The organism is Curvibacter fontanus, assembly GCF_054780335.1.
Window position 1 is genome coordinate 204,906 of the sequence record NZ_BAAGWN010000012.1, and the last position, 15,509, is coordinate 220,414.

Annotated in this window: 13 protein-coding genes; 2 read left to right on the plus strand and 11 right to left on the minus strand. The window is 67.1% G+C overall.

Features of this window, described 5'->3' with window-relative positions:
* Window positions 1-143: 143 nt before the first annotated feature.
* The 10 genes from ACYVH8_RS08790 to ACYVH8_RS08835 all read right to left on the minus strand — a co-directional run bounded on the left by ACYVH8_RS08790 (window position 144) and on the right by ACYVH8_RS08835 (window position 12,629).
* Window positions 144-605 (minus strand): MarR family winged helix-turn-helix transcriptional regulator, encoded by a 462-nt coding sequence (locus ACYVH8_RS08790; RefSeq protein WP_460488471.1) that lies wholly within the window; start codon window positions 603-605, stop codon window positions 144-146.
* Window positions 606-608: 3 nt separating this feature from the next.
* Window positions 609-2,303, minus strand: coding sequence for an acyl-CoA dehydrogenase family protein (locus tag ACYVH8_RS08795; RefSeq protein WP_460488472.1), 1,695 nt, complete (start codon window positions 2,301-2,303; stop codon window positions 609-611).
* 9 nt (window positions 2,304-2,312) lie between these two features.
* Window positions 2,313-4,025, minus strand: a complete 1,713-nt coding sequence (locus ACYVH8_RS08800) for a tannase/feruloyl esterase family alpha/beta hydrolase (RefSeq protein WP_460488598.1) — start codon at window positions 4,023-4,025, stop codon at window positions 2,313-2,315.
* 57 nt (window positions 4,026-4,082) lie between these two features.
* Window positions 4,083-4,817: an ABC transporter ATP-binding protein gene (locus tag ACYVH8_RS08805; protein ID WP_460488473.1), complete on the minus strand. Its 735-nt coding sequence runs from the start codon at window positions 4,815-4,817 to the stop codon at window positions 4,083-4,085.
* Window positions 4,818-4,828: 11 nt separating this feature from the next.
* The gene (locus tag ACYVH8_RS08810; protein WP_460488474.1) at window positions 4,829-6,598 is read right to left on the minus strand and encodes a branched-chain amino acid ABC transporter ATP-binding protein/permease; all 1,770 of its coding nucleotides are present in this window, start codon (window positions 6,596-6,598) and stop codon (window positions 4,829-4,831) included.
* A gap of 1 nt (window position 6,599) precedes the next feature.
* The gene (locus ACYVH8_RS08815; protein WP_460488475.1) at window positions 6,600-7,640 is read right to left on the minus strand and encodes a branched-chain amino acid ABC transporter permease; all 1,041 of its coding nucleotides are present in this window, start codon (window positions 7,638-7,640) and stop codon (window positions 6,600-6,602) included.
* Window positions 7,641-7,745: 105 nt separating this feature from the next.
* Window positions 7,746-8,879, minus strand: a complete 1,134-nt coding sequence (locus ACYVH8_RS08820) for an ABC transporter substrate-binding protein (protein WP_460488476.1) — start codon at window positions 8,877-8,879, stop codon at window positions 7,746-7,748.
* Between the two features lie 88 nt (window positions 8,880-8,967).
* Window positions 8,968-9,732 (minus strand): SDR family NAD(P)-dependent oxidoreductase, encoded by a 765-nt coding sequence (locus tag ACYVH8_RS08825; RefSeq protein ID WP_460488477.1) that lies wholly within the window; start codon window positions 9,730-9,732, stop codon window positions 8,968-8,970.
* Between the two features lie 198 nt (window positions 9,733-9,930).
* Window positions 9,931-11,817, minus strand: coding sequence for a feruloyl-CoA synthase (locus ACYVH8_RS08830; protein ID WP_460488478.1), 1,887 nt, complete (start codon window positions 11,815-11,817; stop codon window positions 9,931-9,933).
* A 29-nt stretch (window positions 11,818-11,846) separates the two neighbouring features.
* Window positions 11,847-12,629 carry a crotonase/enoyl-CoA hydratase family protein gene (locus ACYVH8_RS08835; protein ID WP_460488479.1) on the minus strand — a complete coding sequence of 261 codons (783 nt, stop codon included), beginning with the start codon at window positions 12,627-12,629 and terminating at the stop codon, window positions 11,847-11,849.
* Between the two features lie 124 nt (window positions 12,630-12,753).
* Between ACYVH8_RS08835 and ACYVH8_RS08840 the strand changes: the two genes are divergently transcribed.
* Both ACYVH8_RS08840 and ACYVH8_RS08845 read left to right on the plus strand, forming a co-directional pair.
* Window positions 12,754-13,617, plus strand: a complete 864-nt coding sequence (locus ACYVH8_RS08840) for an amidohydrolase family protein (protein WP_460488480.1) — start codon at window positions 12,754-12,756, stop codon at window positions 13,615-13,617.
* Between the two features lie 242 nt (window positions 13,618-13,859).
* Entirely contained in the window at window positions 13,860-14,141 is a 282-nt protein-coding gene (locus ACYVH8_RS08845; RefSeq protein ID WP_460488481.1) for a late competence development ComFB family protein, read from the plus strand.
* 48 nt (window positions 14,142-14,189) lie between these two features.
* Here ACYVH8_RS08845 and ACYVH8_RS08850 read toward each other — a convergent pair whose 3' ends face one another.
* Window positions 14,190-15,317: a 5-methyltetrahydropteroyltriglutamate--homocysteine S-methyltransferase gene (locus ACYVH8_RS08850; protein WP_460488482.1), complete on the minus strand. Its 1,128-nt coding sequence runs from the start codon at window positions 15,315-15,317 to the stop codon at window positions 14,190-14,192.
* Window positions 15,318-15,509 lie beyond the last annotated feature (192 nt).

The window sequence follows — 15,509 nt, forward strand, 5'->3', positions numbered from 1 at the left end:
CCTGATGCCGCCGCTGTACAGCAGGCAGGCGAGGCGAAGGCGGACTATAGCGCAGATTCCGGACTGCTACAAGATTAATAGCTGATGGGTTTCCCCGCACCTGCCACAGAGGCCTGTTGCCGCCGCGCAGTGTGAAAAAGTCGTCAAATATAAATTTTTTTCAACAGCTGCATCAAGGTCCGGCGCTCGGCGGGGCTGAGCCTGGCGGTGGAGGCCTCCTCCAGCTCGGAGGCCGTGACTTCGGCCTGTTTCATCATCTTGCGTCCCTCGGGCGTGAGGTGCAGGCCCATGGCGCGCCCGTCGTTCGGGTGGGGCCGGCGCGTGATGAGATCGCGTCTTTGCAACTGACTGATCATGCCCACCAGATTGGGGGGCTGGATGTTGAGTGTGGTGCAGAGCTGGCGCGAGGTGACGCCCGGGTTGTGCGCGATCAGCGAGAGCACCGAGAAATCCACCGGCCGCAGGCCATAGACCGCCATATTGCGCAGAAAGGCGTCGACGATGACCAGGGTGGCGCGCCGGGCGTTGTAGCCGACCAGGCTTTCGAGGTAGCTGGTGTCGACCTGTTCGACGGCGGCGTCCGGGGTGGTTTTGCGTGTGCTCATGGTTCAGGCCGCCGCCGGTGCAGGGGCGCCGGTTTCGGTATCGCTCAGCTGCTGCTCGATGATCTGCAGGCGCAGTGCGAATTCGGGCAGCACCCAGGTCCGCAGGGCGCGTGCCGGGGCCAGCCAGTGCGGCAGGCCGGCGCCGATGCGCGCGCCGGCCCAGCCCAGCAGGGCCAGAGCCGTGGCCTGCAGGAAATCGTCGGCCACCCAGTAGGGCAGGTCAGCCCGGTAGCTCGCGGCCCGGGCCAGGCGCACGGTCAGGCTGCGCAGCTGCTCGAAGCGTTGCAGAACGGCTGGGGGCAGCGTGTCTTCGGCGCTCAGCTGGTCGAACAGCGCACCCAGCGCCGCACCGCCGTCGGGCAGCACCTTGCGCACCAGCAGGTCGATGGCCTGGATCTCGTTGGTGCCTTCGTAGATCATGGTCACGCGCGCGTCGCGCACGATCTGCTCGATGCCCCATTCGCGGACATAACCGTGGCCGCCGAAGACCTGCAGGCAGGCGCTGGCGCCATGGAAGCCCTGGTTCGTCCAGGCGGCCTTGAGCACGGGTGTGACCAGGCTGCACCAGCGCTGTGCGGATTCTCTCCGTGCCGCATCGGGGTGGTGTTTGAGCATGTCGAGTTCGATGGCCGTGCGGTAGGCCAGCAGGCGGCCGCCATCGATCCAGGCGCGCTGCGTCGTGAGGATGCGCAGGATGGCTGGATGGTCCTGGATCAGGCTGGTCTGCGTGGCGCCGGGCGCGCGCATCTGGCGTCGCTCCTGCGCGTAGGCCCGGGCTTTCTGCCAGGCGGCTTCGAGCAGGGCGATACCCTGCAGGCCCACGTGCAGACGGGCCGCGTTCATCATCACGAACATGGCATTCAGGCCGCGGTGCGGCTCGCCCACCAGCCAGCCGGTGGTGTTCTCGAAACGCAGCACGCAGGTGGGGCTGCCGTGCAGGCCCATTTTTTCCTCGATGCGTTCGCAGACCACGCCGTTGCGTCTGCCATCGGGCAGGAACTTCGGGGCGAGGAAGAGCGACAGGCCTTTGGGGCCGGGTGGTGCATCGGGCAGTCGGGCCAGCACGAAGTGCACGATGTTGTCGCTCAGGTCGTGCTCGCCGCCGGAGATGAAGATCTTGCCGCCGGAAACCAGGTGGCTGCCGTCGGCTTGCGGCGCTGCCTTGGTACGCACCAGGCTCAGGTCGCTGCCGGCCTGCGGCTCGGTCAGGCACATGGTGGACAGCCACTCGCCGGTGGCGATCTTTTCCAGGTAGCGGGTTTTCAGTTCCTCGCTGCCGTGGTGCTTGAGGCATTCGTAGGCGCCGTGCAGCAGGCCGGGCGCCATGGTCCAGCCGTGGTTGGCCGCGCTCAGCATCTCGTAGAGCACGGCCTCCAGCACGGCGGGCAGGCCCTGGCCGCCGTCTTCGGGAGCGCAGGATAGCGCGGGCCAGCCGCCCTGCCAGAAGGCCTGGTAGGCCGCGCGAAAACCCGGCGGCATGGTGACCTGCCCGGCCTCGAAGCGGGCGCCGGTCTCGTCACCCACACGCTGCAGGGGCGCGATCTCGCTGGCGACGAATTTGCCGGCTTCCTCTAGCACCTGCTGCATCAGTGCCGCATCGACTTCAGCGTAGGGGGGCAGGGTCTGCAGTTGCGCGGGGGCATCCAGCACGCCCATCAGCAGCTGGTGGATGTCCTCGAGGCGGGGCTGGTAGTCCATGGGCCGGGCTTATTGGCAAATGAAGCTGCCGGCGTCTTCCAGCGAGCCCTGTCCCTTGTAGCGGGCCACGGCCGGGTAGGCGCACAGGGGGCGGCCGCGCGTGGCGGACCAGTCCTGCGGCAGCTCGGTATTCACGCCGCCGGCATGGCCCGCACCGCGCGCCGTGGCCGGCACGCCTTGAGGCGCCACACCCTGTTCCACCCACTGCACCAGCGGGCCCAGCAGATCGAACTGGTCGGTCGCCGGACCGCCGCTGCAATGGTTCATGCCGGGCACGGGGAAGTAGCGGGCGAAGTCGTTGGCCGGGCCGCCCAGGGCCTTGCCCAGGGCTTCGATCCACAGTCGGGTGTCTTCGGCCGAGAAGACCGCGTCGCTCACGCCGTGGTAGAGCAGCATCTTGGCGCCACGCGCACGCAGCGGGGCCAGGTTGCCGGGCTGTTCATGGCCGGGCGGTGTCATGAGCGAGAGGCCCGACTCCTTGTAGTTTCCATCGGTGGTGTTGAACAGCGCCAGCCGCGCACCCAGGTCTTCCCTGAGCGGATCGACCCGGCCCGGCGGCACGCTGAAGACCGTGGCCACGGCCAGCGGGTCCAGCGCCAGCGAGTTCACGAACTTCCACGTGCCCCAGTTGGCGCCGACCAGGCCGCTGTCATAGGGGAAGGGGGCGTACAGCGGCTGGCCGCTGCTGCTGCGGGCGCCGCTGAAGAGCGTGCCTATGACCTGTTTTTGCGCCGTGCTCAGGCATTGCCCTGTGCGCTCGGCGCCGCAGCTGGGCACATCGGTCTGCAGATTGAAGCGGGCCTGGCAGGCCTGCACGTCCTGCACCATGCCGTCGCGTGCGCCGTCCAGGGCATCGCACCTGGCCAGGATGGCCTGGGCCACGGTCTGGCGCTCCTGCGCTGTGAAGGCGCTGCTCAGGTCGGGGATGCGTCCTTGCGGAGCCAGGGGGTGGGGCGCGGTGGCGCCCGGCGTGGCCAGGGCGCTGAACTGCTGGGCGCCCCAGAGCTGGGCCAGGGCGGCCCGGGGCAGGCGATAACCGGGCGCACCGATCAGGTAGCCGTCGTATTGCTCGCCCAGGCGCGCGGCGGCCACCATGGCATGGCGTCCGCCGTTGGAGCAGCCGCCGATGTAGGAGCGGTCCGGTCCCTTGCCATAAGCGGTGCGGATCAGGTCCTTGGCCATGGGCGTGAGCTTGGCCACGGCCTGGTAACCGTAGTCCAGCCGCGCCTGCGGCTCCAGGCCGAAGACCGTGGTCTGCGCGCCCGTGTGGCCGGCGTCGGAGCTGATGACGGCAAAACCCTGAAACAGCGCGCCGGTCAGCGGCCCGCCGCCCAGCGCACCGAGCGCGGGCTGCACATTGCCGTCCAGCCCGCCGTTGCCCTGGTAGTAGAAGCGCCCGTTCCAGGCCTCGGGCAGGCGCATCTCGAAAGCTATGGCGTAGTCGCGGCCGTCGCTGCCCTTGCGCCTGTGCATGCTGCCCCTGACCAGGCAGTGGGCCGCGACCGGATTGCCGCCAAGGCTCAGGGTCCCGGCCGCCACGGGGGCGGACGTGTCGATGCTGGTCTGCGTGTAGGCGTACCGGTCCTTGAGCGCGGCGCAGGCCTGCAGTGCGGCACCGCTGGCCGCGGGCAGTGCAGCCGTACGCGAGCCCGGTGCATCGGGGGCCGTGCTGCAGGCCGACAGCCACGCGGCTGAAAGTGCGATGAGGTGGGCCCGGTGCATGCTTTTCATGGTGTCTCCTGCGGATGGCGTTGGTGAGGGTTGGCGCCTGTGCCGGTTTCAGGCCTTGGTCTTGGCGGCGCCCAGGTAGGTGTCGATCACGCGCGGGTCCTGCGCCAGCTGTGCGGCGGGGCCCTGCAGCGCAAGCTCGCCCATTTCCAGGACGTAACCGTGATCGGCCACGGCCAGCGCGGCGCGCGCGTTCTGCTCGACCAGCACGATGGTCACACCGGTCCGGCGCAGTTGCTCGATGATGGCGAAGATCTCGCGCACGATCAGCGGCGCCAGGCCCAGGCTGGGCTCGTCGAGCATCAGCAGTTTGGGGCCGGCCATCAGCGAGCGGCCCACGGCGAGCATCTGCCGCTCGCCGCCGGAAAGGGTGCCGGCAAGCTGGCCGCGGCGCTCTTCGAGGCGTGGGAACAGGGTGTAGACCTCGTCGAGCCTGTCGCGCCAGCGGGCGTTGCCCAGGCGTTTCTGGCGGAAACCGCCGAGGATCAGGTTGTCCTCGACCGGCATGCTGGAGAACAGCTCGCGTTTCTCCGGCACCAGCGAGATGCCGCACATCACGCGCTCCTCCAGGGTCAGGCGGGCGATGTCTTCGCCATCGAAGCGGATCGTGCCCTGGCCGGGCAGGATGCCCATCAGGGTGTTGAGCAGGGTGGACTTGCCGGCGCCATTGGGACCGATCACGGTGATCACGCTGCCCTTGTCGGCCTGCAGGCTCAGGCCGTGCAGCACTTCGGCGCGGCCGTAGCCGGAGCGCAGGTTCTGCACTTGCAGCAGGGGGGTACTCATGTTCGTCATCTTCAGTGCTCCGTGCCCAGGTAGGCGGCACGCACCTTGGGGTCCTGCTGGATCTGCGACGGCGGGCCCTGGGTCAGCAGGGTGCCGAACTCCATCACCACCAGGTGGTCACAGATGTCCATCACCAGGTCCATGTCGTGCTCCACCAGCAGGATGCTCATGCCCTCGGACTGCAGCTGGCGCAGCACCGCGACCAGGTCCTGCTTTTCCTTGTGGCGCAGGCCGGCGGCCGGTTCGTCGAGCAGCAGCAGCGTCGGATCGCTGCACAGCGCGCGCGCAATTTCCATCAGCCGCTGCAGGCCCATGGCCAGGTTGCCCGCCTGCTCATGCAGGTAGGCGCCCATGCCGACGCGCTCCAGCTGGCGTTGTGCTTCGCGGTAGAGCTGTCGCTCCTCGGCGCGGTTCAAGCGTGTCATGGCGCTCACCACGCCCTTGCGGCCGCGCAGGTGGGCGCCCAGCGCCACGTTTTCCAGCACCGTCATGTCGGGGATCATCTTCACGTGCTGGAAGGTGCGGCCCATGCCGCGGCGAGCGATTTCGCGCGAGGGCAGGCCGTCGAGCGGTTCACCGGCAAACACCACATGGCCGCGCGTCATGCCCAGCACGCCGGTCACCAGGTTGAAGGTGGTGGACTTGCCGGCGCCGTTGGGGCCGATCAGACCGACGATCTGGCCGGCGCGGATCTGGAAGCTGATGTCGTTGACGGCCACCAGGCCGCCGAATTCCTTGCGGATGGCCTGCACGTCCAGCAGCAGTTCGCCGGTGGCGGGCTTGGCGCGTTCGGGCAGGGGCGCGGCCTCACTCCAGTCGTTCTTGCGTTGGCGGCGCGGCAGCTTTTTCTCGACCATGGACCACAGGCCGTCGGGCAGGTACTTCAGCACAAGCACCAGGGAAATGCCGAAGACGATCATCTCGTAGTTGCCGCTGGTGCCGATCAGCCGTGGCAGCAGGACCTGCAACTGGTCGTCGAGCACCTTGATCAGGCTGGCGCCCACCAGTGCACCCCAGACGTGGCCGACACCGCCGACCACGGCCATGAAGAGGTACTCGATGCCCATCTTCAGGCCGAAGGCCGTTGGACTGACCGAGCGCTGGAAGTGCGCGAACAGCCAGCCCGAGACCGCGGCCAGCAAGGCGGCGAGCACGAAGATGGTGACCTTGTAGCGGAAGGTGTTCACGCCCATGGCTTCCGCCATCTGCGCGCCGTTCTTCAGGGCGCGGATGGCGCGGCCGGCGCGCGAGTCGAGCAGGTTGAGCATGGCCACGGCCGCCAGCAGCACAATGGCCCAGACCAGCACGAAGAAGCCGCGACCTTCGCCGAAATCGATGCCGCCGATCGCCAGGGTCTTGATGCCGGTGATGCCGTCGTATTTGCCGAGCGCTTCAAGGTTGCCCATCAGGTAATAGAGCGACAGGCCCCAGGCGATGGTGGCCAGCGGCAGGTAGTGACCCGACATGCGCAGCGTGATCAGGGCCAGCAGCAGCGCGCAGCTGGCCGTCAGCACCAGGCCGATGGGCAGCGTCAGCCAGGGCGAAGCGCCCAGCTGCACCGTCAGTACCGCCGTGGTGTAGGCGCCGATGCCGACGAAGGCCGCTTGGCCGAAGGAGGTCAGGCCGCCCACGCCGGTGAGCAGCACCAGGCCCAGGCCCGTCAGGCTGTACAAGGCGATGGTGTTGAGCTGTGTGAACCAGAAGTCCGGCAGCGGCAGCACGGTCAGCAGGGGGATGGCGATGGCAAGGGCCAGCAGGCCCAGGGTGCGAGGCGACTTCATATCAGTGGTCCTCGTCCGAATGCGAGCTGTACAGGGAGCGCACCAGCAGGACGGGCAGGATGACGGTGAACACGATGACTTCCTTGAAGGCGCTGGCCCAGAAGGAGCCGAAGGATTCGATGACGCCCACGAACATGGCGCCGATCAGCGCCCCCGGGTAACTGGACAGGCCGGCGACGACGGCGGCCACGAAACCCTTGAGGCCGATGATGAATCCCGAGTCGTAGAAGATGGTGGTGGTGGGGCCGATCAGCAGGCCCGAAAGCGCACCGATCAGTGCGGCCATGGTGAAGCTCAGCTGGCCGGCGGCGTGGCTGGAGATGCCCATCAGGCGCGCGCCCAGGCGGTTGACGGCCGTGGCCCGCAGCGCCTTGCCGAACAGCGAGCGCTCGAAGAACAGCCACAGCAGCACGATCAGGGCCAGCGAACTCAGGCCGATGATGATGGTCTGGCCCGACAGCATGACGGGGCCCAGGTTCAGGCGCAGGTCCCAGAAGGCCGGATTGCGGAAACCCTCGGCGCCGAAGAACAGCAGGCCCAGGCCGGTCATGGCGAAATGCACGCCCACCGAGACGATCAGCAGCACCAGCGGGGTGGCCGATTCCAGCGACTGGTAGGCGACACGGTAGACCAGCGGGCCGAAGGCGGTGACGACCGCTACCGACAGCAGCGCCTGCACCAGCAGATGGAACTGCTGGGGTGCAGCCCAGATGGTGACGAGCGATACGAGGACCGGCGCGATCAGGGTCTTGAGCGCGGCGATGGCCGCAGCACCCAGGTCGCGGTGGTGCAACCAGCGGGCATGGAACTCCATGAGCGCGGCGACAGCGGCCAGCAGCAGCAGCAGCCAGACCGTGCCGGGCACCCGCCCGGTCTGCAGGATGGCCAGGGTCAGGGCGCCGTAGGCGACGAACTCGCCTTGCGGAATGAAGATGACGCGCGTGACGGCGAACACGAGCACGGTGGCGATGCCAAGCAGCGCATAGATGGCGCCGTTGGTCACGCCGTCGAGCAGAAGGATGCTCGCGATAGTCGAATCCATGGGGCAGGGGTCCGGACGGTGGAAGAAATCGAAAGAGAAGCGGTGCAGGCGCGGCGCCTGCACCGGGGCCGTCACGCCCTGGGCGTGACGGGAGCAGGCAGCGGCTTACTGGACGACAACGAACTTGCCGTCCTTGACCTGCAGCAGCACGGCGGTTTCGTTGGTGTAGCCCCAGTGGTCCGTGGCGCTCCAGTTCATCACGCCGTGCGAGAACACGGTGCGGCCCATGGTTTCCATGGCGTCGCGCAGCGCGGCACGGAATTCAGGCGTGCCCGGCTTGGCTTTCTTCAGCGCCACCGGCAGGATCTTTTCCAGCACGATTTGCGCGTCATAGGCATGGGCGGCAAACTGGTTGCGGCTGCCAGGGCCGTAGGCCTTCTCGTAGTTGGTCACGAAATCGACGGCACGCTTCTTGGACGGGTGGCCGTCGGACAACTGCTCGGCGACCACGGCCGGACCGGAGGACACATAACCGCCTTCGACGTCCTTGCCACCGATGCGCACCAGGTCGGGCGTGGCGGCGGCGTGGGTCTGGTAGATCTTGCCCTTGTAACCGCGTTCGATCAGGCCCTTGTGCGGCATGGCCGCACCGGAACCGGAGGCCACCACCAGGATGGCATCCGGATGGGCCGAGGTCAGCTTGAGGGCCTGGGGTGTGACGCTGGTGTCGGTGCGGGCAAAGCGTTCGACGGACACCAACTTGATACCGGCCTTCTCCAGCGCGGGCGTCATGGCCTTGAGCCAGATCTCGCCGTAGGCGTCGGCATAGCCGAGGAAGCCCATGGTCTTGACCCCGGTCTTCTTCATGTTCTCGACGATGGGGTAGGCGATCACGTCGGCACCCTGCGGCAGGCGGAACAGCCAGTGTTCCTGCTCCGGGGGGCCGCCCACGGGGGAGACCGCGAGCTGTACGGTCTTGGCTTCGGCGGCCAGCGGAATCATGGCGGCCGATACCGGCGTGATGGACGAGCCGATGATCATGTCGACCTTGTCCTCGGTAATGAAGCGGCGCGCATTGGTGACGCCCTTGCCGGGATCGGAGGCGTCGTCCAGGACGATCAGATTGATTTTCTCGCCCGCGATGGTCTTGGGAAAGAGCTTGAACTGGTTGTTCACCGGGATGCCCAGGCCGGAGCCCGGGCCGGTCAGCGAGAGGCTGACGCCGATGTTGACATCGGCCAGGGCGGTGCCGCAGGCCATGGCGACCAGGACGGCCAGCAGGGTAGATCGTAGTTTCATGGTTGTCTCCTCGTTTGGGTTGGGATTGAGAAACGCGGGCGGAAAACAGTATCGAGTGCTGGCTGGAATTTCTGCCTGGGGTTAACTCTCAGCGCGGCGCCATGCGCAGCGCGCCGTCCAGGCGGATCACCTCGCCGTTGAGATGGCCGTTGCTGACGATGTGGCAGGCCAGCTGGGCGAACTCCTCGGGATGGCCCAGTCGTTTGGGGAAGGGGATGGAGGCGGCCAGGGCGGCCTGGACGTCCCCGGGCAGTTCCTTCATGAGCGGCGTGGCGAAGAGGCCGGGCGCCACGGTGCAGACGCGGATGCCGTGCTGGGCCAGGTCACGCGCCATGGGCAGGGTCATGCCGACCAGGCCGCCCTTGGAGGCGCTGTAGGCCTGCTGGCCGACCTGGCCGTCGAAGGCGGCGACCGAGGCGGTGAACATCATCACGCCGCGTTCGCCATCGTCCAGCGGCGCCAGCTTGACACATTCCGCCGCAAACAGGCGGCTGATGTTGTAGCTGCCGATGAGGTTGATGTTGACGACGCGTGCGAAGTCTTCCAGCGGTGCGGGCGAGCCGTCCCTGGTGACGATGCGCTTGGCGCTGCCGATGCCCGCGATGTTCATCAGGATGCGTGCCGGACCGTGGGCGGCGGCGGCCTTGGCGAGTGCGGCGGTGACGCTGTCGGTGTTCGTGATGTCGCAGACACACGCGACGCCGCCGATGTCCGCGGCCACTTTCTCGGCCAGCGCGGCATTGACGTCGAGTACGGCGACCCTGGCGCCCAGGCGTGCCAGTTCACGTGCCGTGGCTTCACCGAGGCCCGAGGCGCCGCCGGTGACCAGTGCTGCTTGTCCTTGAATGTTCATGTCAGTGATTCAGATCGATGAGGGGATGTAAACCCAGAGCACCCGCGGAACCGGCTTCGCCGGGCCGCTGGGTACGCCCCCTTGAGGGGCTGAAGGTTGCGGCTCCAGTCCTGCCTGCGCAGGACTGGACAGCCTGAAGAGCCACAGCCTCTGGCTGTGAGCGCAGGGCGCCGCAGGCGCTTCGGGGGTGTTTCATTTCTAGGCTTGAGGTGTGAGGATGCCGGGCGCGCTGCCATCGTGCAGGGCCTGCACGAGCGCATCGCGGTGCTTGAGCACGGCACGCTGGTTGATCGAGCCCTTGTCGGTGACCTCGCCCTTGTCGATGGAGGGCGGCTCGGCCAGCAGCAGGGCGCGCGCGATGCGGTTGGCGCTGCCGGTGGCGGCGGCGGCCAGCTGGTTCAGGATCGCCTGGAAGTGTTCACGCACCGGTCGGCTGTCCAGTACCTCGCGCGGGCTGGCGGCGGCACCCAGGCCGCTGAGCGCGCGCACGGCGGGCGTGGGGAAGATCAGGGCGCCGACCTCCCTGAGGTTCAGGCCGGTCAGCACCGCGTCCTGGATATAGGGCGCGCCGGTAGCGATGATGCGCGCGCGCAGGGGGCCCACGCTGACGAAGGTGCCGGTGGCGAGCTTGAAGTCCTCGGCGATGCGGCCGTCGAATTTCAGGCCGCGGTGGATGTTTTCCGGATCGATCCACTGCACGGCGTCGCCGGTGCAGAAGAAGCCTTCCTCGTCGAAGGCTTCCAGGGTGGCCTCGGGCGCGCGCCAGTAGCCCGGCGCGATGTTCGGGCCTTTGTAGCGGACCTCGATCTTGCCGTCGACCGGCACCAGCTTGAGCTCCATGCCCACGGTGGGCACGCCCAAGTCGCCCGAGCGCACCTCGGGGCTGGTGATGTAGAGGGCGAAGGGGCCGGACTCGGTCATGCCCAGGCCGGTGCCCATGACGATGCGCTCGCCGATTTCGGCCTCCTGTGTGCGGTGCAGGCTGTCCCAGACGGGCTGGGCCAGGCCGGCGCCCGAGTAGAAGAACAAACGCACACGTGAAAGCAGCTTCTTGCGCAGCGCCTCGTCGGTCTTCATGGCCAGGGCGATCATCTCGAAGCCCGTGGGCACGTTGAAGTACAGCGTGGGTGCGATCTCGCGCAGGTTGCGCAGGGTCTCGCCCATCAGCGTCGGTGTGGGCTTGCCGTCGTCGATGCAGAGCGTTCCGCCATGGAACAGCACCATGCCGAAGTTGTGATTGCCACCGAAGGTGTGGTTCCAGGGCAGCCAGTCCACCAGCACCAGCGGCGCCTCGGCCAGCACCGGCATGCTCTGCGCCATCTGCTGCTGGTTGGCGCACCACATGCGGTGCGTGTTGATGACGGCCTTGGGGTTCTTGGTTGAACCCGAGGTAAAGAGAAACTTGGCGATGGTATCGGGTCCGGTGGCTTGCTGCGCGGCCTCCACAGCCGGGCTGGGGCGGGTGTCGAACAGCGCGCCCAGCGGGGTGCAGGCCCGGCCGGCGAGGGCGTCGCCGGGCGCGCTGGCCAGCACTACCTCCACCTCGGGCGCCACGGCGGCCGCGATGGCCTTGCCATAACGCGCGGCGTCGCCCGCGAACACCAGCCCCGGCGTCAGCGTGGTCAGCACGTGGCGCAGCTTGTCGTAGTCCTGGCTCACGGTGGAGTAGGCCGGCGAGACGCTGCAGTACGGCACGCCGGCGTAAAGACAGCCCAGCGCCAGCAGCGCGTGCTCGATACTGTTCTCGCTCAGGATGGCCACAGGCCGGTCGACACCGAGTTGGCGGTCCAGTAGCGCCTGGCCGATGCTGCGCGCCGCCTGCAGGGCGCGGGCGTAGCTTACCTGCTGCCAGTCGCCGGTGCCGCCGCCGGGCAGCGGCGCGCGGCGCGCAATGAAGACCCGATCGGGCGTGGTGCGAGCCCAGTGCAGCAGGCGGTCGCTCATGCGCTCGGGATAGGGCGGCAGGGGCGGTTCGGCGCGCAGGTACTGCACGCCCTGGGCGCCCTGGCGCAGGGCCACGCGTGTCACGCCGAAGGCCAGCGGCCGGTAGCGCGCTGCACGCAGTCTGGGGTTAGTCTCGCTCATGTCCGTGTTCTTCTTGAGGGGGGTGGTGCTCAGCCCTTTTTCACCTTGGTGGCCTTGCCGTCGAGGAAGGCGCGCACGCGTTGCTTGGCCTCAGGCGCGCTCTGGGCGATGGCGGCCATCATGGCCTCGGTCAGCAAGCCCTGATCGGCCGGCTGCTCGGCGATGCGCGGCAGGGCGTGGATCAGGGCGTAGTTGGTCAGCGGGGCGTTCTGCGCCACGCGCACGGCCAGCTCGAAAGCCTTGTCGAAGGCGCTGCCCTGCGGCACCAGGTACTGCGCCATGCCGATCTTTTCGCCGTCCTGCGCGTTGTAGACACGACCGGTCAGCATCATGTCGGCCATACGGGAGGCGCCGATCAGGCGCGGGATGCGCACCGCGCCGCCGCCGCCCACGAAGATGCCGCGCGAGCCTTCGGGCAGGGCGTAGAAGGTGGATGCGTCGGCCACGCGGATGTGGCAGGCGCTGGCCAGCTCCAGGCCGCCACCGACCACGGCGCCGTGCAGCGCGGCGATCACCGGCACCGGGCCGTATTGCACACGCTCCAAGGCGGCGTGCCACATGCGCGAGTGGTAGAGGCCCTGGCCGGCGTCACGTTCTTTCAGTTCGCTCAGGTCCAGGCCGGCGCAGAAGTTCTCGCCCTCGCCGTCGATGACGGCGGCGCGCACGCCTTCGGGCATGTGCTCGAACAGATCGCGGATGGCCAGGATCAGGCCGTCGTTGAGCGCATTGCGCTTGGCCGGGCGTGTCAGGCGGATGACGGCAACTTCCTGCTGCTCGCCACGCCGCTCGAAATGGAGGTCGGGGTTCTTCATCTTGCGTTTCTTTCTGGAATCGATTATGGTTATAAAATATAACCAATTCAAGCAAGCGACGTTCGCTTTTCATCGGTGTTTACCCTGGGATGTCGAGGTCGGCATCCCCCGCCAGGAGACGGTCATGGACCACAAGAACCTCATCGCCATCGACGTCCACACGCACGCCGAAGTCAGCTGCTGGAACCCTTTCGACAACTACGGCGAGGAATACGACCGCGCGGCGGACAAGTACTTCCGCTCCAACCGCCGGCCGACCATCGCCGAGACGATTGCCTATTACCGCGAGCGCAAGATCGGCCTGGTGATGTTCACGGTGGACAGCGAATCCCAGCTGGGCCGCCGCCGCATCCCGAACGAGGAGATCGCCGAGGCGGCCAAGGCCAACAGCGACATGATGATGGCCTTCGCCAGCATCGATCCGCACAAGGGCAAGATGGGCGCGCGCGAGGCGCGCCGCCTGATCGCCGAGCACGGCGTCAAGGGTTTCAAGTTCCACCCCACGGTGCAGGGCTACCATCCCTACGACAAGATGGCCTGGCCCCTCTACGAGGTCATCGCCGAGCACAAGCTGCCGGCCATCTTCCACACCGGCCACAGCGGCATCGGCAGCGGTATGCGCTGCGGCGGCGGCCTGCGCCTGGAATACAGCAACCCCATGCACCTGGACGACGTGGCGATCGCCTTCCCCGACATGCAGATCGTCATGGCCCACCCCAGCTTCCCCTGGCAGGACGAGGCGCTCTCCGTGGCCACGCACAAACCCAACGTCTGGATCGATCTCTCGGGCTGGAGCCCCAAGTACTTCCCCAAGCAGCTTGTGCAGTACGCCAACACCCTGCTCAAGGACCGCATCCTCTTCGGCTCGGACTATCCGCTGATCACGCCCGAGCGCTGGATGAAAGACTTTGAGGAAGCGGGTTTCAAGCCCGAAGTCATGCCCGGCATCCTCAAGGGCAATGCGGTGCGACTCCTAGGCCTGGGCTAGTAGACTGAATCTGAGAGATCGCCGGCAAGCGGCTGACCAGCGCTGCGGCAGGCAAGGCGCAAAGCACAGACGGGCCCGTAGGCCCGGCGAGCATTTGCAACGCCGCATGGCACAGCGAGGGGCAGACGAGTGCCAGTGAATCTCACGGATTCAGTCTACTAGGCTGCGTTGAACGGCGCGCGCGGCCTTGTCAGGCCGTACGGGAACTGCTAAGGTCAGCGGCAGTTGTCCTGGAGGTTTTCATGATCAGCAATTTCGAGCAGGTCCATAACTATTACGAACGACTGGTGTTCGAAGAAGTCCTGCGCCGTGCCCCGCGCTGGCCCAGCATGACCCCCGATATGCTGGCCGACGTGGCCTGCGTGGCCCTGAACCGCCTGCCCGCGCGTTATGTTCGGCATGACGTGGACCTGATGTTCTACCTGACCGAACACGAGCGCCATGCCATCGAGCTCTCGCTCGAGGCGGCGCTGGACTTCGGCTTCAATTTCGTGAAGGACCGCTCGGCCAAGGGCGGCGCATGAAAAAGGGCGGCCCGCAGGCCGCCCTCATCTCCTGATGATCGCTCTGGTTCAGGCGCGGCCCCACACCTCTTCGGCCGTTTCCACCACCAGGCGCAGCTTGGCGCGCTGGTCCTCCACCGCGATGTCGTTGCCGTGCACGGTGCTGGAGAAGCCGCACTGCGGTGACAGGCAGAGCTGATCCATGGCCACGTACTTGGCCGCTTCGTCGATGCGGCGCTTGAGTTCGTCCTTGGATTCGAGCTTGCCGAACTTGGTGGTCACCAGGCCCAGCACCACGATCTTCCCCGGGGCGAGGAAACGCAGGGGGCGGAAGTCGCCGCTGCGCTCGTCGTCGTATTCCAGGAAATAGGCGTCGAGGTTCATTTCCTTGAGCAGGGCCTCGGCCACCGGCTCGTAGTTGCCCGAAGCGGCGTGTGTGCTCTTGAAGTTGCCGCGGCACAGGTGCATGGCCAGGGTCATGCCGGCGGGTTTCTGCGCCACCACCTTGTTGATGAACCTGGCGTAGCGGTGCGGCAGTTCGTTGGGGTCGTCACCGCGCTGGCGGGCGGCCTCGCGCATCTTCTCGTCGCAGAGGTAGGCCAGGTTGGTGTCGTCCATCTGCACATAGCTGCAGCCGGCGGCGGCCAGGCTGCGCAGCTCGTCGCCATAGGCCTGGGCCACGTCGTCATAGAACGTGGGATCGAGCTCGGGGTAGTGCTCCTTGCTGATGCCGGCGCGGCCGCCGCGGAAGTGCAGCATGGTGGGCGAGGGGATGGTCACCTTGCCCACGCTGCCGCGGCCCGGCGCGATCTGGCTCTTGAGGTATTCGAAGTCGGCGCGCTGGATGTCCTTGACGTGGCGCACCTTGTCGATCACGCGCATCACGGGCGGGGCCAGTTCCTTGGTGCCATCGGGTTTGATGACGGTGACCGGCACGTCGGTGCGCACGCCGCCGACCTGCTCCAGGAAGTCGATATGGAAGTAGGTGCGGCGGAACTCGCCGTCCGTGATGCTCTGCAGACCCACGTCTTCCTGGAACTTGACGATCTCGGTGATGGCCTTGTCCTCCACCTTGCGCAACTGCTCGGCCGTGATCTCTCCCTTGGCCTTCTGCTCACGCGCTTCCAGCAGGTATCTGGGGCGCAGGAAGCTGCCGACATGGTCGGCGCGGAACGGGGGGGTGGTACGTCGCGTCATGGGGGGTCTCCTCGGTTGGATACGGCTTATGTGAGAATGCCAAGCACATTCAGGATACGGATTATCAAGCAGATGCAGGCCAGGATAGCGGGTCAGCTGCCAGAAAATCTCCATGAGCCACGCACAAAGACGACCGTTTGCCGCGCAAGTGCCGTAGCTTGGCCGGCGGAATTGAGTATCACGAGAAGGAAG